The following is a 19946-nucleotide window of genomic DNA, read 5'->3' as shown; positions in this document are numbered from 1 at the left end:
TATCGGGCACGTCCGGCGCCGGCGATGTCCTACGTCTCACGACTCGTCAGACGCGGCTACTACCTTAAGGCCAACGCCCGACAACCGTGGCGCACGTTTTCCCATTGCCACGGTTTCTCCCCCGATATGTTAAGGCTCTTGGCGTCACGCGGCGGCATCAAGGTAGTCGCGCTGGGGACGTCGCGCGTGCAGCGACCATGCAAGCAGGGCGATTCCCACAACGATGAGCGGCAGCGAGAGAATCTGCCCCATGGTGATGACGCCGCCCCAGATATATCCCAGCTGTGCATCCGGCACCCGGACAAACTCCACCAAAAAGCGGACGATTCCGTAACCCGTCACGAACACGCCCAGGAAAAAGCCCTGAGGAGGTAGGTTCTTGCGGCGGCTGAGCACCTGAAGAATTGCAAAGAGCACGATGCCTTCGAGAAAGGCCTCGTAGAGCTGGGACGGATGGCGCGCGACATCGCCGCCCGTCTCGAAGACGACGCCCCAAGGCAAATCGGTCGGCTTGCCCCACAGCTCGCCGTTGACAAAGTTGGCGCAGCGTCCCAGGCACAGCGCGAGCGGCGCGCCGATCACCGCAAGGTCGGCAAGGGTCCAAAACGAAAGCCCGAGCATGCGGCACGCGATGGCGCCTCCCGCGATACCCCCCACGAGCCCTCCGTGGAAACTCATGCCGCCGTGGTTGACAGCGATGATCTCGAGCGGATTTGAGAGGTAGTATTCAAGCCCCCTACCATAAAACACGAGGTAAAACAGGCGTGCCCCGATAAGCAGGCCGAAGACGACGCACGTAACGACCGTCCAGAGGTCGTCCATGGAGATGTGGAAACCCCAGCGCTTCTGCGTTCGATACATGACCACGCCGGTAAGGGCGGCGCCCACGATATAGGCGATGCCGTACCAATAGATCGTGATCGGTCCGGCGGAAAACGCCACCGGGTCCAAGCTGTGATACAGGTCGTTGAGCACTATGCCCTCCTTTGGCTGCCTGTGGATGCAACCGATGGCGACGACACGCCTTCGTATCGCCGCCATCCGGTCATGCGCAGCATCTTATGCAGCAGATTGTGGTGTCGCCCGAGGTCCTCGGAGCTAGAGGCCAGCTCCACGAGCGCCCCATCCGATGCTTAGAACGGGGTGTACTCGTCGTAGAGGTCCTCCATGGGGTTCTGCCCGAGCTCGTTCACGGCAACGACGCGGGTAACGCCGGGCACATGCTCCTTAAGAACGCGCTCGATGCCCATGGAGAGCGTCAGCTGGCTCATGGGGCAGCCGGCGCAGTGGCCGAGCAGCTCGAGCGAAACCACGCCCTCGTCGTCGACGCCCACGTAGGACATGTCGCCGCCATCGGCCTGCAGATTGGGACGAATCTCGTCGAGGACCCGCTTCAGAAGCTCTTCGTTGACTGCCACCTGGGCTCCTTTCGATTAAGCGCCTCGTCGCGACGAGCGTGAGAGGCACGCAAGAGTTATATGGGACCATCCGCACATCATACTATATTCGGACCCCTGAGCCATGGTACCCAAACCTCTCGCCGCGCCCTGCCAAAACCAGCGCCTGCGCACAACATGGGCGAAATCGCACACGTGCGCACGCTAGCCCATAAGACCCGCCGCAACCGTAGCAAAGGCGATGACCACGCCGACGATGGATTCGCCTCCCAGCACGCCAGAGGCGACCACTACGCCAGTCTCCTCCGCAGCCTCCCGGTCCATGCCGCGCGAGGCGCAGACGCGATCGTACGCCCAGCGCACAACCGCTCCGAGCACGGTCGAGATAGACATATAAAATGGCAGGTAGACGCCAAGGCCAAGCATCATGGACGGGATGCCCAGGCAGTAGAGGACCGCGCCGGCAACAAGGCCGACGACGAATGCGGGGACGCTCGGAATGCCCGAGACCATGGTCGCCACCACCTGGGCCTGGGCCGCGACGAACATCGCATCCTGCCCACCGAAGGCGCCCGGCCCGTATGCCGAAACGAGCGCGACCATGACCGCGACCGCGACGAACGTGCCCAGAAGCGCGCCGATCGCCTGGCCAAACCACATAGAGCGCGGACTGGTCCCGATGATCTGGCCGGTCTTGAAGTCGCTCATGACGTCTCCGGCAAGCCCGCATGCCACCGCGATGACGCCCGCCACGAAGAAGAGCTGCACCTGGGTCGCCTCGGAAAAGGCGGCGACGAACAGCAGCACGATGAGGCCGAAGATCTCCATGGGATCGATGCCGGACTGGCCGACGGACTGTGCGCTCATGATCGCCGTAACAAAGGCGAGCAGCGTCACGGCGATCGCCACCACGGGCCCCAGCCCGAGGACGAAGCAGACGATGAGCGCGGCGGAGGCGGCCATGAGGGCGAGAACGCCGGCGTCGTAACGGGAGATGAACCGGGAGAGGAAGCCGTCCCGGGCCGTCCGCCCTTCACGCACGCCTTCAGAAGGAGAGGCGGCAAGATCGCGAGAGGCGCTCGCACGGCGAACCATGGGCATCACGATGTCGCGCACGACAACGCCCGCGCCCGAGCCCATCATAAGGCCCATTCCGAGGCTGCTGACGACACCCTGGGCGGTCGAGATATCCCACACGCCGAGCGCATTTCCACCGGCGACGATACCGAACCATCCCAAGACGGCGCCGATGGCCCAGTAGATGATCGAGCGACGGCCGGCGAGAAAGCCTACCGCCCAGCGCATCGGGGAGTTTTGGATGCCGAACGCAACCCCTGGAACGGGGACCTGCGCCACCAGCGAGGGCATGAGCGCCAAGACGTCGCGGGCGATGCACCACAGTCCCGCCAGCACCATGGACCCGAAGAGCTTCTTGCCCATGGAGCCGCCCGCCCGACTCGCCAGAAGCGTCTCGGCAGCCGCGGTTCCGATGGGGTATTCAAGGTCGGATTCCTCCACGAAATGCCGCTGGATGAGCGCCGTGCACACCAGGCCGAGCAACGTGCCGGCGAGCGCCACCGCAAGCATCTCGCCGAAGCTCACCGAATCGGCGAGCCCGAGCATCCATACGCCCGGGATGGTGAAGGCGACGCCTCCCGCAACCATGGAGCCTGCCGACATGATGACTTGGGTGATGTTTGCCTCGTTGAGGCTGGTGCGGCCCGCCGCCCGCAACAGAACGAGGGCGGTGATGGACGTAAAGATGGTGGGCCACGGCAGAGACCCCATCTTGAGGGCGGTGTAGACCGAAGAAGCCGTGATGATGACGCAGCCGACGCAGCCGATAAGGATACCGGCAACCGAAAGCTGCCCGCGCAGCGCCGCGCGGTCGCTAGCCTGATGCATGTTCTATTCTCCTTCGTATATCCGCTCCCCCTTCGCGGGGAGTCGGGTTACGGCAAAGCGCGTACAGTATAATCTACGGCGAGGATTTCGGCGACGACGCCTGCGCATTCTCGCTTTTCCGGCGCATCGTGCCCCGTGATGCCGGCAACATGCAACATTGGAGGCATCTGACGCACTGAGGAGGTCGCGTGGCTACGGTACTTGCCTTGGATATCGGCAACACAACGACTCGATTTGGCCTGCTTGACGCAGCAAGTCCGTCATCCGAGGTGACGCTTCTGGGGTCGTGCGAGGTCACCACGCACACGCCCCTTACGGCCGACGAGGCACGCATCCAGCTGAAGCAGGTGCTCTCGGAGCTGCCCGTCCCTCAGGACGCCCCCCTCGAGGGCGCCATCCTCGCCTGCGTCGTGCCCACGCTGACCGATGTCTGGCAGCGCGCGCTCGCCGCCGTAGCCCCCACGCGGCCCCTCACCGTGGGGCCCGGCCTTCGCTCAGGCATCAAGCTGCGCTTCAACGACCCCTCCGAAGTCGGACCGGACCGCATCGCAGACGTCGTGGCGGCGCGCGCGGCATACGGCGCCCCGGCGGTGGTGGTCGACCTGGGCACCACCACCAACTTTGAGGCGATCGACCAGACGGGATCCTTTTACGGCGGGATCATCGCGCCCGGCGTGGCGCTTGGTGCCCGTTCGCTTGCCGAGGCGGCAGCCCGCCTACCCATCATCGAGCTCCGCGCCCCCGGTCGCGTGCTCGGGCGGTCGACGCGCGAGGCCATGCAATCAGGCGTGGTCCTCGGCGAGGCGGCGCGCATCGACGGCCTCCTCGACGCCGTGCTCGACGAGCTCGCAGGCGCAGGAGATAAGGGCCGCGCCGGCAGGCAGGGCGACGCGCATGCGTCCCGCGACGCCCAGGCGGACGTGCCCGTCATCCTTACCGGCGAGCACGCGGCCGCCATCGCCACGCTGCTGCGCCGCCCCGTCATCGTCGACGACGCCCTGACGCTCCGCGGCCTCGCGCTCCTGTGGCAGTCCAACCAACGCTAGGAAGCGCCGCCCCCACCGAAGGGCGCGGGCCCGCAACTTCCCTGGGTCGTTGCGGGACCTGCGGCACGCCCGACTGGTCCCCATGGTCAATTTCCTCGAACGCTGGGCACCTCCTGTTCGCTTTTGAGGTCTCGGTGGTCAAGAATTGCGCCCGCTGGACACCATGGCGATCGAATTGCCCAGCTCGCCCATCACCGCGCTCCGCTTCACTGCCCAGATGACACCGATATCGACCAGGACGGGGCTTCAGCCGCCTGCTTTCTGCCCAGGGAACATCAAGCTTGACCATGGCAGGGCATGCGATGCACGCCGTTTACCCAGAGCACATCGTTATCGACCACAGGGCCGTCTAGAACGCACCCGCACGGCACGGCTCGCAAACCAAAGGCCCAGTCCGCACACGCGCCCCATGACGAAGCGGCGCGCGTCGAGATGCCCGCTGGGGATGTCTGCGCAACCTGTTCATTTTTCTATATGTACCAGCGGTTTTAGGTTCGATTAAGGCTTCTCTCATACCCTATCCGCATGCTCCGACCCGACCCTCCCCCAGACGCAACGCGTCGGACGGGGCATATATCCGGCGACAGGAGCATCCATTCGCGCTGCCGGATCGAGGCGAGCCGCGGGCGCGGATACATCCTGCTCGACAGGCCCGAAGAGAACGACGCGGAACCTGACGGCGAGGAAGCGCAGGTATGAAGGCGCTTTCTCGTCTGCGGGCTCGATCGAATCGGTCGATGCCGACCACATCGCGTCCGGCGGCCGCGACTCCGCCGAACAGACCGCCCAAGACATCCTCGCCCGCAGCCGCGAGAGCGGGTACTGGGGCCAGTATCGCTATCGCGCCTATAGCGATGACGACGGATCGAAGACCGTCGTCATCGTCGATTGCTTCGTACAGCTGCAGTCCATCCGCAACCTCGCGGTCATCTCGGCGGCCGTGGCGGGCGGCGTCTCCCTCATGCTCACGCGGGCACGACGCGACGCGGAGCTCACCGTTCGCAATCCCTGCGTGGGACTCGATGCATCCGAGACCGACCGCCTCTTCGAGCGGTTCTATCGCCCCGACCCTTCCCGCGAGCGGGGCACGGGCGGCTACGGCATCGACCTGTCCATCGCACGGTCGGTCACCGAGCGGCACGGTGGAAAGATCCGCGCCAAAAAGGTCGGCGACGACCTGGAGATCGTCGTGACGCTGCCCCTCGCGCGATAGGTTGCCACCCAAGCGATCGGGGCCACCCGCATGACGCGGGCGGCCCCGAAACACGCTATAGGCGGGAAGGCGTCCGGCGCTCTCGGCAGGCAGCGGTCTCGAAGCGACGCCCTCAGGCCTCGCTACTCGTCCCCTCCGACCCCTTGGCCGATGCGCTCGGCAACCGCGGCTACGGCCTCGTCGCTCACGGCGCCGCACGCCGCGCACGAGCCCTGCGACGCGGCCGCAAGCGGGTCCGTGCCCTCCTCGTGATGCGGGCGGAACTTGCTGTCGTCCATATCCATGGCAAGCGGCTTCACGCTCTGCATCTTGAAGCCCTTGCCGGCGCGCAGGTTCTCCTTCGCCACCGAGATCATGAGCTTGATGCGGTTGAGCTGATTCACCTCCGAGGCGCCCGGATCGTAGTCCACGGCGACGATATTGCTCTCGGGGTGCTGGCGGCGCAGCTCCTTGATCACCGCCTTGCCCACGACGTGGTTCGGCAGGCATGCAAACGGCTGGGTGCAGATGATGTTCGGCGCGCCGTGATCGATCAGGTCGAGCATCTCTGCCGTCAGCAGCCACCCCTCGCCCATGTTGTTGCAGAGGCTGAGCACCTTCGTGGCCTTCTCCGCCATGGCAGAGATCGGCTCGGGGCGCTCGAAGCGCGCGCTGCGCTCGAGGAGGTCGTCCACCGGCTTGCGCATCCAGTCCACCAAACCGATTACCGCGTCCATCGTGGCGCGCGACGTGGCCGAGCTTCCCAGCTCGTCCTTCTGCACCTTGGCGTTCGACATGGAGTACAGGAAGAAGTCCAGGAGCCCCGGCACCACGGCCTCGCAGCCCTCGTTCTCGATGACTTCGACGACATGGTTGTTCGCCGTCGGATGGAACTTGACGAGGATCTCGCCGACCACGCCTACGCGCGGCTTGGTCCCCTCGCCCACCAGCGGCATGGTGTCGAACGCATGAATCGCCTCGCGCGCGAGCCTGGTGAAGCTGCGGCGCGTGAACTTGGGCGCCAGCTTGCGAGCGCGGTCCATATACTGCTCGAAGAGCGCGTTGGCGGCGCCCGGGGTCGCCTCGTAGGGACGCGTGCGATAGAGCATCTGCATCATCACGTCGCCAAACAGCACGCAATACACGGCAGCCTTGAGCAGCGGCACCGTGAACTTGAAGCCGGGGTTCTGCTCATCGAGCTTCACCGCGGCGAGGCTGATCACCGGCACCTGGGGGTTTCCGCTCTCGCGCAGCGCCTTTCGGATGAGCGCGATGTAGTTGGTGGCGCGGCAGCCGCCGCCCGTCTGCGAGATGATCACGGCCGTGCGGTCGAGGTCATACTTGCCGCTCTCGATGGCCTCCATGATCTGGCCCGTGACAAGGATCGACGGGTAGCAGATGTCGTTGTTCACGTAGCGCAGGCCCGCCTCGACGGCGCCGCGGTCGGTTGAGGGCAGCAGCACAAAGTTGTAGCCCGCCGCCTTCATGACCTCCTTCACCAGATCGAAGTGGATGGGCGCCATCTGCGGGCAAAGGATGGTATAGCCCGCCTCGCGCATCTCCTCGGTGAACTGCACCTTGGGGAAGGCCGCCGAGTTGGCGCGGCGCTGTGCCGAAAGCGCGTACTTGTGCGTGGCAAAGGCGGGAGCGTCCTCGCTGGGCGCCACCGGGGCGGCGTCGCCCTGCTCGAAGGCCTTGCCGGCGCGGGCCGCCTCGGCGGCGCGCTCGGCCTCCTGGTCCTTCAGGGCCGCCATGAGCGAACGGATGCGAATGCGCGCGGCGCCCAGGTTTGAGACCTCGTCGATCTTGAGGACGGTGTAGATCTTGCCAGAGCCCTCGAGGATCTCCTGCACCTGGTCGGTCGTAAGCGCGTCCAGGCCGCAACCGAAGGAGTTCAGCTGGATGAGGTCAAGATCGTTGCGCAGGGTCACCAGCTTGGCGGCACGGTACAGGCGGCTGTGGAACATCCACTGGTCCACCACGCGGATGGGGCGGTCGGGCTTCACGAGATGCGCCACCGAATCCTCGGTCAGAACCGCGAAGCCAAAGCTCGTGATGAGTTCGGGCAGGGCGTGGTTGATCTCGGGGTCGTTATGGTAGGGGCGGCCGGCAAGCACGATGCCATGTCCGCCGTGCTCCTCGAGCCACCGGATGGCCTCCTCGCCCTTGGTCTGGATCTGCTCGTGGAAGCGAGCGTCCTCCTCGTAGGCGGCGTTCACGGCGGCGTCGATCTCTGAGCGCGTGATCTTGGGGCCGCGCACGCGACCGCGCCCCTCCTCAGCGTCGCGCATGCGCTCGACGGCGATCAGCTCGTACAGCCTGCGCTTGAGCTCGACCTTGTCGTGATAGGGCACGAAGGGATACATGAACTCGATCTTCTGCTCGGCGATCTCGTCGATGTTGAGGCCCAGCGCCGTGGGATAGCTCATGACGATCGGGCAGTTGTAGCAGTTGCCCGCCGCGGGATCTTCCTTGCGCTCCCACCGGATGCACGGCATCCAGATGAAATCGACGCCCTTGTCGATGAGGTTCATCACATGGCCGTGGCTGAGCTTGGCCGGATAGCACACAGATTCGGACGGCATGGACTCGATGCCTGCGTCGTAGGTCTTCTTGCTCGAGTCGTCCGAGAGCACCACGGCGAAGCCGAGCTTCGTGAAGAAGGTATGCCAGAACGGATAGTTCTCATACATGTTCAGGGCGCGCGGGATTCCCACCGTGCCGCGCGGCGCATCCTGCTCCGAGAGCGCCGGGCGGTCGAAGAGCAGCTTGTTCTTCTCGGCAAAGAGATTGGGAACCTCCTGCTTCTTCGCATGGTTGCCCGCGCCCTTCTCGCAGCGGTTGCCTGTGATGAAGCGGCGCCCGCCACCGAAGTCGTTGATGGTGAGCTGGCAGTTGTTCGAGCAGCGCCCGCAGCGAGCATGGCGCTGGGTCACCGTGAGCGCGGCGATCTCGTCGGCGGACAATATGGTGGAGACGCCATGGGCGCCGGCGCGGTCGCGCGCGAGGAGGGCCGCGCCGTATGCGCCCATGCAGCCCGCGATATCCGGGCGCACGGCGTTCACGCCGGTGAGCAGCTCAAAGGCGCGCAGCGTCGCATCGCTCATGAAGGTGCCGCCCTGGACGATCACCTGGGTGCCGATCTCCTTGGAGTCGCGCAGCTTGATGACCTTGAAGAGGGCGTTCTTGATGACGGAGTAGGACAGGCCGGCCGCGATGTCGCCCACCGTGGCGCCCTCCTTCTGCGCCTGCTTCACGCGCGAGTTCATGAAGACGGTGCAGCGGCTGCCGAGGTCGACGGGCTGGCGGGCGCCGATGGCCTCGCGCGCGAACTCCTCGACCCCCATGTCCATGGACACGGCAAAGCTTTCGATAAACGAGCCGCAGCCCGACGAGCATGCCTCGTTGAGCATGATGTGCTCGATCACGCCATCGGCGACGCGCAGGCACTTCATGTCCTGGCCGCCGATGTCGAGGATGAACTGAACGCCCGGCAAGAACGCCTTGGCGCCGCGCAGGTGCGCCACGGTCTCGATCTCGCCCGAGTCGGCCTTGAGCGCCTCGATGAGCAACGCCTCGCCGTAGCCCGTGGTGGTCACATGTCCGATGGTGCAACCGGCGGGGATATGCGCGTAGAAATCAGCCATGATGGTCTTGGCCGTGCCGAGGATGTCGCCGTTGTTATTGCCGTACCAGGTATAGAGCAGCTGGCCGTCCTCGCCCACGAGCGCCGCCTTCATGGTGGTGGAGCCGGCATCGAGGCCGATGAACACGCGCCCCCGATAATGTTCGAGGTCGCCGCGCGGCACGACCTCCTGGTCGTGGCGCTGCTTGAACTCCTGATAGTCCTCTTGGGTGGCAAACAGCGGGTCCAAGCGCGCCACCTCGGAGCCCTGGGTGTCGCCGAGCGCATCGATCGCGGCAATGAGCTGCGGGAACGTTGCGAGCTTTGTGGACTCATGCGCCATGGCGGCGCCGGAGGCCACAAACAGGTGCGCGTTCTCGGGCACGATGCGATGCGCCTCGTCGAGCTCGAGCGTGATATAGAAGCGGCGGCGCAGCTCCGAGAGGTACTGGAGCGGGCCTCCCAAGAAGGCGACGTTGCCGCGGATGGGACGCCCGCATGCAAGGCCCGAGATGGTCTGGGTCACCACGGCCTGGAAGATCGAGGCAGCCACGTCCTCCTGGCGCGCGCCCTCGTTCAGAAGCGGCTGCACGTCTGACTTCGCAAACACGCCGCAGCGGCTCGCGATGGGATAGATGGTGGTCGCGCCGCGCGCGAGTTCGTTCAGGCCCGAGGCGTCGGTGTGCAGCAAGGTCGCCATCTGGTCGATGAACGCACCCGTGCCGCCGGCGCACGTGCCGTTCATGCGCTGCTCGATGCCCTGGTCGAAGTAGATGATCTTCGCATCCTCGCCACCCAGCTCGATGGCCACGTCGGTCTCGGGGATCAGGGTCTCGACGGCGCGCTTGCTCGCAATGACCTCCTGAACGAACTCGAGCCCCAGCCACTGGGAGAGCAGAAGGCCACCCGAGCCGGTAATGGCGCAGGTCATGGGCTGGTTCTTGAGAAGACCTACCGCACCGGCGAACAGGTCGCGCGCGCAGGCGCGGACGTCGGTGTGGTGGCGCTGGTACTTGGCGTAGACGATTGCGTTGTCGTCGTTGAGCACGGCGAGCTTCACCGTGGTGGAACCGACGTCGATGCCCAGGTGCAGCGTGCCGTAGTTTGCCTCGGGGTTCCAGATCGCCCCCTCGGGGACCTCTGAGCGGGCGGGCGCGCCTTCCCCGGATGCCGCCGAAGGGGCGTCTTCGCCGCAGGCGCCGCAGACGGGCTGCTCGTCCAAAGCGTCGGTCACAGGAATCTTAACCATCGATATCCTCCCTGGTATCGGTTTGAGCGGTGCGGGGCGCGCGAACGTTGAGCCCCAGGAGTTTCATGCCGTACTCGGGCACGTTGATGTCAATCGGCTTGCCATAGAGATCGCCCGGGCGCACGAAGGCGATCACCGTCATGAGGCGCGCCATGGTCTCGGGGCTCTCTACGAGGCCGGTGGCGAACCAGCGCTGCACAATGCCTATCTCGGCCGAGACCACATACGACAGGTAGTAGTTGAAAAACGTTCCCAGCGCACCGGGGAAAATGCCCGTCTTCATGCGTCCCTCGACCGCCTCGCACGCAATGGCGCAGATGCGCTGCGCAAATGCCAGGTCTCCCCCGGGGCCCAGAAGCGCGCCGATGATGCGGCCGTTCCGCTTGAGGTACGAAAGCAGCTCCACCGACCCGGGAGCAGGCTCGAGCTCGTCGATGTTCTCGTAGAGCGAGGTGAGGTCTGTCGCCACGACGGCATCGATGCGCTCTCGAATGGCAGCGAGAATGTTGCTCTCGACCTGTTCGACAAAATCCGGAATGTCCTTGAAATGGGTGTAGAACGTGCGCCGCGTAAGTCCGGCCTTATCGGTGAGGCCCGCCACGGTGACGCGCGTAAGGTCTTCTCCGTCGTTGAGGGCATCAGCAAGGGCGTCACGCAGCATGAGCTGCGTGCGCAGGCTGCGCCGATCCACCTTGACGGAAGCGGCTGGTTTCGTCACACATCCCTCCTTGATGCGAGATTTCTACACTCAGCGTGCATTATTGCACAGACCGTGCAATATATTCTGTTCTCAGAACGTATCAAGAAAGCTTTACACGAGCCGCATCTCTTCACCACATGCCTTTCCGGGACGCGACCGTTCGACAGCAAGGGCTCGGGAAGCTGCCCGGGTGCAAATCGTTTCGCTTTTCCGACATTTTGCTCGTACCAGCCAAGTAGCCGAAAAATCGGCAAAGCTTCTACCTGGGGTTTTATTTTGAAACAGTGGCTGTCTACTCGGCATGGTGCCAAAAAATGTCGGAAAAGCGAAATGATTTCTCTTGCCGGGCAGGCTGAGGGCCCTCGACTGCCATGAGGGCTCGATTTCGGCGGGTACGGCGAGGCGGCCCCGCTTGATGGCAAGGCCGCCTCGACTCGTTGTCAATCTGTGCAGCGGGGGCAGTCGGCTAGCGCGCCGGGGTCCAGCGGCGCTCGCCGGGGTGATTGTTGTCGCGGTGCTTGCCCGTCATGCCCTCGACCTTGAGACGCCAGACCGTCGTCATCGGAATGGGCTTCTCGCTGTAGGGAAAGTCTTCGGCATGGTAGTGGCGCATGAGTATGTCAAGCCCGCGCTTCTTCTCCTCCTCGGGGAGAATCTCGATGGAACCATGCCCGATGACGCTGCGATATTCCATGGTGCAGCTCATGCGCTCATCGTAGAAGATGAGCTCGTGGTCGCAATCCACCTCGAAGGTGGCGCGAGCATCCTGCTTGATGAGGTCGAGCTTCTTGCCGCGCCTCGCGCTGTGGAAGTAGAGATACACCTGGCCATCTTCGACATCGACCCCGAAGTTGAGCGGGATGATGTAGGGATATCCGTCGTCGCCGTTGAGAGCCACCCGACACACATCGCAGGCATCGATGATGGCAAGCTGCTCGGAACGGTCGGTGATTTCGCGGTCGGATCGAATCATGTGCGTGTCTCCTTCATGTTCGAACAAGTTGTAACACGATGATAGCACGGCTCGAGCCCTCGGCAGAGGACGACACGGCCTTTCGCAAGCGCGGGAGAACGACTTAGGCGATCACTGTGCGGGAACGCTGGTCGCGCACGGTACGGAGCATGTGTTTTGGAACGGCGTGGAACACGTTGCTGCCGATGACGGTGCCCGCGGCGCGCTTTGCGGCGTCGCTCGCGTTTTTGGGCGCATAGGCGTGCTCGAAACGCTCAAGCATGCGGATATCGTTGCCGCCGTCGCCGTAGACAGCCACCTCATCCTCAGAGATGCCCAGGTATTGGGCGAGCCACGCCACGCCCGCGCCCTTGTTCACGTCGCACGCGGAAATCTCGAACATCGTCGGGGCAAACGGCGCGTCGACGAGCTTGTCGGTATTCTCCGCCAGATAGGACGCGAGCTCGCGGTTGAGGACGGGATCGAGCACGTGACAGTTGATCTTGCATATCTCGTGCTCGAGCACCTGGTCAGCCGTCTGGTTGAACCACATGTACTCCTGCTCCGAGCTCGTACCCCTCATGCCGCGCATGATGATGCGGCGCATGAGGCTGCGGTTGCGAAAGCCCTCCTCGCGCTGCTCCTGCGAACCCGTGACGAAGGTGCCGTCAGGTGCGACGCATTCAAAGCACACCGTTGGAAACGCGCGCAACAAGTCTTCAAGCACGTCATGGTCGATGGGAAACGTCTTGAGCACATGCCCGTCGCGGTCGCGCACGATAGAGCCGTTGGAACCCAGGAGCTCGATGGGGGCGCCCTGGAAGCCGCTGTCATAGGCGGTGCGCATGGTGCGCCCCGTCGCGATGGCGATATGCGCCCCGGCATCGGTGATTTCACGCACCGCGTCCAGAATCACCTTGTCTGTGGCGTGAAGCCAGTTGAGCAGCGTTCCGTCCAAATCGCACGCGAAGAGCTTGATCAACGCGATCCTCCCGTTTCATCCCAATATGCCCGCGGATCCCCCGTGCCCCATGCTCGAGCAGCCGGAAACACCGGAAGACCCATGAGCCTGCGCCGCGAAGATCGCGGGACGACGTCGATGGGCGCTATCCCAAGGCGACGTCGAGCACCATCATGATCACAAATCCGGCGATGACCCCGAGCGTCCCTACGTTGGAATGCTCTCCCAGATGCGCCTCAGGGATGAGCTCCTCCACCACTACGTAGATCATGGCGCCCGCGGCAAACGCCAGCAGCCACGGCATGAACGGCGAAATCCAGCCGCTTGCCAGCACTACGAGCATACCAAAGATGGGCTCGACGATGCCCGAAAGGCTTCCTGCTGCAAAAGCCTTTACACGTCCCATACCTTCCCTTCGCAGGGGAAGGGAAATCGCGGCACCCTCGGGAAAGTTCTGCAGCCCGATGCCGATGGCGAGCGCAAAAGCCATGCCCAGGTATGCCTCTCCCGCAGCGCCCGCCGTCTGCGAGGCCATGGCAAACAGCAGCCCCACGCTCATGCCCTCGGGGATGTTGTGCAGCGTGACCGCAGAAACCAGCAGCGTGGTGCGCTTCCAGCTGCTCGGAAGCCCCTCGGGCTCGGACTCTTCGGCATGGAGATGAGGCAGCAGAGAATCCAAGGCGATCAGAAACGCCACGCCCAGCAGAAAACCCCCGGCTGCGGGGATCCATCCAATCTGGCCGAGCTCCTCGGCCTGCTCAATGGCAGGGTTCAGGAGCGACCACACCGAGGCGGCGATCATCACGCCCGCGGCAAACCCCAAGAAGATATGATGGGTAAGCTTGCCCTTCTCGGGGTCCTTTCCCGTGAAGAGTACCACTGCCGAACCCGCCGTGGTCATAAGCCAGGTAAAACCGCATCCCATACCGGCCCAGGCAAGCGCCTGGAGCGTCGAAGCATCTAACATGTACATCTCCCAACTCTCGGCACGCCGAGCCGCGAAGTATCTGACCGAACATAAAGCAAAGCATTCGATTCTCTGCAGCCAGCAGGTCGTTTCTGCGACCCCGGCTCATTCTCACCCATAATACCCGCCAAAAACAGGTGGCGACCACATGCATAAACGCCAAGAGCATAGGCGAGGCATTCTCGCCCTGAAAGGCTCGCAGGCGCGCTACCGGCTGCAACGAACCACCACGAATCGCCTTATAGTGACATTATTCATCATTTAGTAAATATCTGGCTTCTATATGCACGTTAAACTATCTCCACCCGTTGCTTTTCTTTAGATGTCTCCCCATTCTGTGCAAAAAGTCAAATTGTCGGTCGATGATGCATCCCGCGTGGCCTTATGCATACGGCTTGTTGGCGTATTGACGCCTACATAGGGGGTTTCTTAATCAAGTAGAGCATGAATACTCGCTCTCAATGACCGACAATTTGACTTTTTGCACAGTTTTGCCCCGTCGACGAAGAAAACCTTGAAGTAAGGGGGCTATCCCGCGGCAAAACTATGCAGTGCCAGCCGTAAAGCATTCATTGCTGGGCAGCGCGCCGACTCGCTTGCGCCACATTTTGGCATGCGGCCCATTGCTGCCCCATCTAGCGCAACTCGACGCCCCGGCAGAGCCGTGCCTCGCCTCGGCAGGGCCACCGCTCGAAACAGGCCGCCGCAAATCAGGCCCCTCGCGGTTCCCAGGCACGGTATAGGGGCAACCTTGCCACATAACGTTGAGCACTGCCGTGCCATAAAGCACCAACCCAGATGCGCCAGTCAGAACCGGGGAACCCTGTCCGCAGTCGAGCCAAGACCCCGCATGCCGGCGGCTCTAGGCGAGCACCTCGCACAAGCGCGGATACACCTCGTTGAGCGTGTCGAACATGCGGCCCATGGAAGCGATGCCAAACAGTCCGGCCACCTCTGGCACCAGGTAGACGTCGCTCGTGCACGCAATCGTGCCGTCCTCGTCAAGATGGAACGTGACCCACCGATACTCCACGTTGAGGGCATTGACCAGCTCGAGCGCCTCCTGGCGCCGCCCGGCGCACATTGTGCCGAGCGTTGCCTCCAGATGCGCCCCACGATCATTTATGCGAAACAGCACTACGGTGCGCGGAAGGGCAGAACCTTCCCAGCCGACTCGGATGGTATCGATCAGGTTGTCGTCCTCAAGCGGCGTGTCGCTGCGGTACTCGATACCCGCAGCCCGCATCTCTTGCATGAGCGCGACCGAGTTGTCATACATATCCAACGAACCCCTTCCCCGCCGCGCATCGAGCCAGCTCGCCCGATGCCACGCCGAACAGTCGACCATCAAGATATAGCTTATCGCGCAAGAAATACAATCGCCTCGATCGCGATGCGTACCATGGCGCGCAAAGGGCGACGATGCGCTCGCCTCGAGGGGTGTGCCACAATGGGGGTGTCCGCCTGTCGCGGCGCGCACGTTTATGTTGGACCGCAGCCACCTGAAAGGACCGCCCGTGGACGCACGAAAGCTGAGCCGATTCGAACATGCAGAGACACTGCTTGCCTGCCCGGTGTGCCATGAGCCGCTCGAGCTTTCCGGAGCGGCGCTCTCGTGCGCCAACAGGCACAGCTTCGATGTCGCGCGTCAAGGCTATGTGAACCTTCTGCGCGGCGGCAAGCAGCCCCAAGGGTATGACCGCTCCTCGTTCGAGCAGCGCCGCCGGGTATTTGAGAGCGGCCTTTACGACAATATCGCCCAGGCGCTGTGCGACGCCGTCGAGGCCCTCTCGCCGTCGCTGCCTGTCGTTGATGCCGGATGCGGCGAGGGATTTTTCGCGCACGCGGTCCGGCGAGCAACCGGAGCAGGCATCTGCGCCTTTGACATCTCGCGCGATTCGGTACAGCTGGCAGCAGCGCAAGACCCAGAGGATGGAATCGCCTGGCTTGTCGCAGACCTCGCCTCCATTCCGCTGCAGGACGGGCGAGCAGGATGCGTGCTAGACGTGTTCTCCCCCGCCAACTACCATGAATTCAAGCGAATCCTCGCGCCGCGGGGACGCGTCGTCAAAGTGGTTCCGACTGCCCGCCACCTCCTTGAGCTGCGCGAGCGCGCCGCAGCAAGCCTACGGCACCAGGAATACTCCAACCAGCGTGTGATCGATCACTTCTCCGCCTCGTGCGTCCTCGATTCGCGCAAAACCGTAAGCCGCACGCTCAAGCTGGACGCCCACGCGATCGAAGCCCTCATAGCCATGACGCCGCTGCTCTTCCATGTCGACACCGGCGCCATCGATTGGAGCGGCATCGAGAGCGTCACCGTAGAGGCCGACGTCCTGGTTGGCCACTTCTAGCGAACGGAAGGTCACGACGCCACATCGATGGAGGCCGCCATCAGCCCGCAGGCACGATGGAGAATCGTGAACCATGCGAGGTCGCGACGGACCAGTTCTTCAAGGGGATCGCTCACCAAGGCATCGTTGCCATCGACGCCGTACAGCACCACGCAGTGGAAGTTTCGATACCACGGATAGCCCTCGACCTCGGTGCGAAGCGACGTGTAGACCGGCGTTTCGGCGTCGATGGTAGACCAGACCATCACGGGAAGACCGCGCTTGACCATGCCTTTGATTTTGGTGAACGACGTTCCCGTAAGGTCGGTCGCCACAAGCTTTGAAGACCGTTCCGAGAGATAGCGCTCAGCCGCAGCAACCACCGCGGGAGGCATGGCGCTGCCGGAACCGGCGATGCCGAGGCAGCCCTGGGCGAACGCCTCTTGTATGCCGACGAGAGCTGCCGTGGATAATACGGCGGCGCCCATTGCAAGAGCGCCCCGACGCGCATACTGCAGCCGCGGACGCCCCGGGAATGCCTGCGCAAAGGTCGATGCCCGCAAGAAACGTGGCGCTATACTTGAGCCGCCACATCCTGTCGCGAACCATGGAGGTGCCATGTCCTGCGCCCGCGTGCTCGTCGTCGAGGACGACGCCGACATCAACCAGATCGTCACCACCCGACTCACACGGGCTGGCTACAGCTGCACACAGGCATTTTCAGGCAGCGAGGCGAAGCTGCTGCTCGGCACGGGAGAGGCGCTTCCATTTGACCTGATCATCTGCGACCTCATGCTGCCGGGGCTGTCCGGTGAAGAACTCATCTCGCTCATACGCGAACGCGACAGGCGGCTGCCCGTCATCGTCACCTCGGCGCGCACGGCGACCTCCGACAAGATCGATCTGCTCACGCTGGGCGCAGACGACTATCTCACCAAGCCCTTCGACCTCGATGAGCTTGCGGCGCGGGTCGCGGTGCAGCTCCGTCACGCCGGACAGGTCGATACCAACATGAAAGAACCCTCCCCCGCCACGGACGTGCTGAGCTTTCGCGCATGGTCGCTCGACCCAGACGCCCGCACGTTCACTGCAAACGGGCAGGCCGTCCCCCTCACCCGCATCGAGTTCAACATCCTAGAGATCCTCATGCGCCAGCCCCGGCGCGTGTTCAGCAAGCAGGAGCTCTTTGAGCAGGCATGGGGAGAGCCCTATGCCGCCGACGACAACACGCTGAACGTCCACGTCTCAAATATCCGCGCAAAGCTGCGCCCAACCGGCACCGACAGCTATATCAAAACCGTGTGGGGCATGGGCTTCAAGCTTGTCGAAGGGTGAGGCGCAAGGCGGAGGCGCGGCAGCCAGAGGCTGACAGCCGGTGTCCGCACGCCGCGCGGCCGCTGCGACCTTTGCGAACAACCGGAGCGTCCCGTTTGCGATAGGCGCCATCCCCAACCGGCAAAATGCCACTACAAGCGCTCCTTTAGGGTTTCTTTAGCCTTGGCTAAGCATTGCCAAAACTCTGCTCCGCATACTGATCATCAACGGGCGGAGGAGACGCCGCCGGACACGCCACCAACCGAGAGGAGCACCGGTGAACATTCTGGAAACCAACGCGCTCACGAAGATATACGGAAGCATGCGCGCCGTCGACGAGCTGGACATGCGCGTCGCCGAGGGCGACATCTACGGATTCGTCGGTAAGAACGGAGCCGGCAAATCCACCACCATGAACATGGTCGCCGGCCTCGCCACGCCCACGTCGGGAGAGATCCGCCTCTTCGGATCGACGGGACCCGACGCCGTCCGCCGCGCATCGTCGTTCTCGAGCGAGCCGTCTCGCATCGGCGTGCTCATCGAGGAGCCCGGCGTCATCCCCAACCTCTCCGCCTACGAGAACCTGATGGCCAAGGCCCTCTCGCTCGGCGTCGTGCGCGCACGCGAGCACTGCCTCGACCTGCTTTCCCTCGTCGGACTCGCCGAGTCGGGCGCACGCAAGGTGAAGAAGTTCTCCATGGGCATGAAGCAGCGCCTGGGCGTCGCGCTCGCCCTCGTGGGCTCGCCCGACCTGCTGCTCCTTGACGAGCCGTTCAACGGTATGGATCCCGAGGCCACGCGCGAGCTGCGCGGGGCGCTCGTCACGCTCAATCAGGAGCGCGGCGTGACCATGATCATCTCGAGCCATGTGCTCGACCAGCTCATGCGCGTCGCCAACCGCTTCGGCGTCATCGCACGCGGGCACATGGCGCGCGAGTTTACCGAAGAGGAGCTGCACGCCGCCTGCGGCAACGCCATTCGCCTGAAAACCACCGACCCGTCCCGCACGCTCGCGATCCTGGAAGAACGCCTGTCGGGAGCGCGCCTCAGGGTCGAGCCCGACCAGTCCATCGTCGTGGCAGGCGTTGGAGGCGCCCAAGCCGGGGCTCGCTTCGGCGGCGCCGCGGCCGGGCAGCCCGGAGCGCCCGAGGTCGAGCAGGTCTCGCGCATCCTGCATGACGCCGACCAGGTGGTGCTCGAGCTTTCGGTCATCGAGCGCGACATCGAGGACTACTTCGTCGAGCTCATGGGAGGCGCGGGCAGCGACGCGGCATCGCAGGCGCAGGGACTGCCCCGGGACCCCAAGGCGAAAGGAGGGGCCCGATGATCGACATCGTGATCAACGTAGCCGTCATCGGTGCCCTTGTATATCTTCTTTCCTCGGGTAGAAAAGGCAGGTAACAGACATGCTGAACCTTCTGAAATCAGACCTCTATCGCATCTCGCGCCCCCTTGGGCTGCGCGGCAGCCTCTGGCAATACGGCATCGCGATTGTCGTCGTCTATGTACTCATTTTCCTCGCGCTCTTTATGCTGGGGCAATCGGCCCTGAGCAGTGCCTTCACGACAAGCACCGACCTGCTCAAGGAATTCACCACCTTTGCCTCGCCCACCCAGGCACTCGCCAGCCTCACGGGCGGCATCGTGCCCCTGTGCGCGGCCTTTATGAGCGTCGAGCTTGCGCTCGCAGACTTCAAGCAGGGGTTCATCCGCACCCTGACCTCGGCGCGGCGCGGCCGTCAATCCTACTTCGCCGCCAAGGTGATCTCGGCCGGCGTGGTCTCGTTTGTGCTCATCGCCTTCTCAAGCGCACTCGTGCTGGCGCTCATCGCCCTTGTGGGCGGAACCTACACCCAGGGAGACTCTTTGGCGAGCGCCGCCGTGTGGGCGCTGGGCTATTGGCTCAACACATGGGCGCTTTCCGCGCTGTCGCTCATCCTGGTCTATGCCACCCGCATCAATCCGGTGAGCTACATCGGCGCATGGTGCTTCTGCGTAAGCGTCGTGCCCCAGACCCTCAACGGCCTCGCGCACTCCTCGGGCGGCCTGCTTCGCTTCCTCGAACCGATAGCGCCCCTGCTGGAGACGCTCGCCGCCTGGATTCCCTCGAGCGCCATCAGCAACCTTGCAGAAGGCGGAAGCAGGCTGCTCGGCTCATCGATCGACATCTGGGATACCACGAGCCGCGCCCTCACCATCGACCCCGCCGCGCAGACGCTGCTCACCGGTATCATATGGATTGCGCTTGCCGCAGCAGCCGTGCTCGCGATCGCCCGGCACAGGGACGTCTAGCGACCCGCCCAGGG

Annotated in this window: 16 protein-coding genes; 6 read left to right on the top strand and 10 right to left on the bottom strand. The window is 63.8% G+C overall.

The annotated features are described in order from the left end of the window. Positions 1-144 precede the first annotated feature (144 nt). The 3 genes from lgt to H6A15_RS06300 all read right to left on the bottom strand — a co-directional run bounded on the left by lgt (position 145) and on the right by H6A15_RS06300 (position 3302). Positions 145-975: a prolipoprotein diacylglyceryl transferase gene (lgt, locus tag H6A15_RS06310; protein WP_204672905.1), complete on the bottom strand. Its 831-nt coding sequence runs from the start codon at positions 973-975 to the stop codon at positions 145-147. 158 nt (positions 976-1133) lie between these two features. After that, positions 1134-1418: a NifU family protein gene (locus tag H6A15_RS06305; protein WP_204672904.1), complete on the bottom strand. Its 285-nt coding sequence runs from the start codon at positions 1416-1418 to the stop codon at positions 1134-1136. Positions 1419-1601: 183 nt separating this feature from the next. Continuing rightward, on the bottom strand, positions 1602-3302 hold the full coding sequence (locus H6A15_RS06300; protein WP_204672903.1) for an OPT/YSL family transporter: 1701 nt from the start codon (positions 3300-3302) through the stop codon (positions 1602-1604). Between the two features lie 188 nt (positions 3303-3490). Here H6A15_RS06300 and H6A15_RS06295 point away from each other — a divergent pair, with 188 nt between their 5' ends. Together H6A15_RS06295 and H6A15_RS06290 are read left to right on the top strand one after the other, a co-directional pair. Further along, positions 3491-4348, top strand: coding sequence for a type III pantothenate kinase (locus tag H6A15_RS06295; protein ID WP_204672902.1), 858 nt, complete (start codon positions 3491-3493; stop codon positions 4346-4348). A 940-nt stretch (positions 4349-5288) separates the two neighbouring features. Next, positions 5289-5561: an ATP-binding protein gene (locus H6A15_RS06290; protein WP_204672901.1), complete on the top strand. Its 273-nt coding sequence runs from the start codon at positions 5289-5291 to the stop codon at positions 5559-5561. Between the two features lie 122 nt (positions 5562-5683). On the opposite strand, the gene H6A15_RS06285 is transcribed toward H6A15_RS06290, so the two are convergent. From H6A15_RS06285 to H6A15_RS06260, 6 genes are all read right to left on the bottom strand, one after another. Further along, complete coding sequence (locus tag H6A15_RS06285) at positions 5684-10414, bottom strand: 2-hydroxyacyl-CoA dehydratase (protein WP_239462412.1); 4731 nt, start codon at positions 10412-10414, stop codon at positions 5684-5686. After that, entirely contained in the window at positions 10407-11132 is a 726-nt protein-coding gene (locus H6A15_RS06280; protein WP_342635826.1) for a TetR-like C-terminal domain-containing protein, read from the bottom strand. The genes H6A15_RS06285 and H6A15_RS06280 overlap by 8 nt, the downstream gene beginning before the upstream one ends. Positions 11133-11580: 448 nt before the next feature. Further along, positions 11581-12087 (bottom strand): pyridoxamine 5'-phosphate oxidase family protein, encoded by a 507-nt coding sequence (locus tag H6A15_RS06275; RefSeq protein WP_204672900.1) that lies wholly within the window; start codon positions 12085-12087, stop codon positions 11581-11583. 103 nt (positions 12088-12190) lie between these two features. Then, on the bottom strand, positions 12191-13048 hold the full coding sequence (locus H6A15_RS06270) for an HAD-IIB family hydrolase (protein WP_204672899.1): 858 nt from the start codon (positions 13046-13048) through the stop codon (positions 12191-12193). Between the two features lie 124 nt (positions 13049-13172). Beyond that, entirely contained in the window at positions 13173-13994 is an 822-nt protein-coding gene (locus H6A15_RS06265; RefSeq protein ID WP_204672898.1) for a ZIP family metal transporter, read from the bottom strand. An 862-nt stretch (positions 13995-14856) separates the two neighbouring features. Next, positions 14857-15273 (bottom strand): YbjN domain-containing protein, encoded by a 417-nt coding sequence (locus H6A15_RS06260; protein WP_204672897.1) that lies wholly within the window; start codon positions 15271-15273, stop codon positions 14857-14859. Positions 15274-15511: 238 nt separating this feature from the next. On the opposite strand from H6A15_RS06260, the gene H6A15_RS06255 reads away from it, so the two are divergent. Next, positions 15512-16348 (top strand): putative RNA methyltransferase, encoded by an 837-nt coding sequence (locus H6A15_RS06255; RefSeq protein ID WP_204672896.1) that lies wholly within the window; start codon positions 15512-15514, stop codon positions 16346-16348. Positions 16349-16359: 11 nt separating this feature from the next. Here H6A15_RS06255 and H6A15_RS06250 read toward each other — a convergent pair whose 3' ends face one another. Continuing rightward, positions 16360-16815 carry a C39 family peptidase gene (locus H6A15_RS06250; protein ID WP_204672895.1) on the bottom strand — a complete coding sequence of 152 codons (456 nt, stop codon included), beginning with the start codon at positions 16813-16815 and terminating at the stop codon, positions 16360-16362. A gap of 130 nt (positions 16816-16945) precedes the next feature. On the opposite strand from H6A15_RS06250, the gene H6A15_RS06245 reads away from it, so the two are divergent. From H6A15_RS06245 to H6A15_RS06235, 3 genes are all read left to right on the top strand, one after another. Continuing rightward, entirely contained in the window at positions 16946-17662 is a 717-nt protein-coding gene (locus H6A15_RS06245) for a response regulator transcription factor (protein WP_204672894.1), read from the top strand. A gap of 256 nt (positions 17663-17918) precedes the next feature. Further along, a complete protein-coding gene (locus tag H6A15_RS06240; protein WP_204672893.1) occupies positions 17919-18968 on the top strand; it encodes an ATP-binding cassette domain-containing protein in 1050 nt (349 codons plus the stop codon). A gap of 79 nt (positions 18969-19047) precedes the next feature. Continuing rightward, positions 19048-19932 carry a hypothetical protein gene (locus H6A15_RS06235; protein ID WP_204672892.1) on the top strand — a complete coding sequence of 295 codons (885 nt, stop codon included), beginning with the start codon at positions 19048-19050 and terminating at the stop codon, positions 19930-19932. Positions 19933-19946: the final 14 nt, after the last annotated feature.

Source organism: Enorma phocaeensis (genome assembly GCF_016901575.1).
GTDB lineage: Bacteria > Actinomycetota > Coriobacteriia > Coriobacteriales > Coriobacteriaceae > Limicola > Limicola phocaeensis_A.
Note: the sequence above shows the minus strand (reverse complement) of the source record. Positions and strands in the feature narration are given on the sequence as shown.